Raw genomic sequence first — 1,391 nt, forward strand, 5'->3', positions numbered from 1 at the left:
GAGTCTTCACCAGAAATGGTGCTTGACTAAATAAATGCTTATATTTACCTATAAAAACAACATCTAAAATCTTGTACTTTAGTAAGTGCGACCAAACCAAAGTTAGGAGATTTTAGATGCACTTACATCATATCAATGATTTAATTCAATTACAAGATGTTACAGTCAGTAACTATCATATTTCTGAAGATAATGTTTTAGTTTTAAGCCTGTGTCCAACAAAGAGTAAACAACCTTGTCCTTGTTGCCATACTCAAGCATTTGTTATTTGTAAAGGTAGCCGTCAAAAACTACGTCAAGTTAGACATTTACGTTGTTTCAATCGTGAAACCATTTTATTGATTCCGATGAAGCGTCTTTTCTGTAAACAGTGTGAAGTTTCTTTTACCTATCAATATGCATTTTTGACAGGGAAAACTCGCTATACAAACGATTATAAACGTGAACTTTCTAAACCGTTAGTCGGTACCACTGTTAAACAATTAACAGATACGTTTAAGGTCCCTTACTCAACTGGTGAACGCTTCATTAAGCAACATCTTGCTCATTTAATTCCGTCTATTCAAAGAAAAGTGATCGCTGCTGCTCAAGGATCAACTCGGCTCATATTAGGCATTGATGATTTTGCGATTCGAAAAGGTCATACTTATAATACAGGATTTCATGACCTAAGAAATGGTAACCTGTTAACATTAGTCATGGGAAGAACTTATCAAACGTTAATTCAAAATCAAGGCTTAGTGAAGCAACTCAAAGAGTTGAAACCCTACGCTGTTGTGATGGATTTAGCACGTTCTTATCACAAGTTTGTTGCTGAAGTTTTTCCTGATGCTATCCGAATTGCTGACCGATTTCATGTGAATCGTTATCTAACAGATGCCTTACAGGCTGTGAGAAGACGGATTAGTTTATCGCTAACACCGGAAAGTCGTAAATATTTGAAACGAAATAAAAACCTTATCGGTAAACGATATGATTCTTTGAGCGAGAAAGAAGAACGAAAATTAGGAAAACTTCTAAGCTATTCAAAAGAACTGACGGAAGTGTATGCCATTAAAGAATCACTGATTAATTGGTATGAATTAAGTGATGAAACAAATTCTTATAGACGTTTAATTCAATGGATTGCTCGAGCTAAAGCCCTAAATATTCCTGAATTAACTGAAGCACTTAAACCTTTTGAAAATTGGACAGAAGAAATTTCTAATCACCATAAGTGTCGTTACACAAATGGTTCAGTAGAAGGACGAAATAATAAAATTAAAACATTAATTCGAAGAAGTTATTTTCTTCCGAATCGAACGATCTATGAGAATAGAATCTTGTTGGAATGTAATGAACGATTTTTTATAGATGAATTAAGTGTCAAGAACCAATTTTGGTGTTGAGCC

At 34.2% G+C, this 1,391-nt stretch carries 1 protein-coding gene; it reads left to right on the forward strand.

Annotated elements, in window-relative coordinates:
* Window positions 1–116: 116 nt before the first annotated feature.
* Window positions 117–1,388 carry an ISL3 family transposase gene (locus tag NEH75_RS12900; protein ID WP_262941393.1) on the forward strand — a complete coding sequence of 424 codons (1,272 nt, stop codon included), beginning with the start codon at window positions 117–119 and terminating at the stop codon, window positions 1,386–1,388.
* The last annotated feature ends 3 nt before the right edge of the window (window positions 1,389–1,391 follow it).

The organism is Turicibacter sp. T129 (genome assembly GCF_025594975.1).
Taxonomy (GTDB): domain Bacteria; phylum Bacillota_I; class Bacilli_A; order MOL361; family Turicibacteraceae; genus Turicibacter; species Turicibacter bilis.

Bases quoted from the DNA above. Each gene is read 5' to 3' on its own strand.
- NEH75_RS12900 (WP_262941393.1), top strand. From the start codon at position 117: ATGCACTTACATCATATCAATGATTTAATTCAATTACAAGATGTTACA.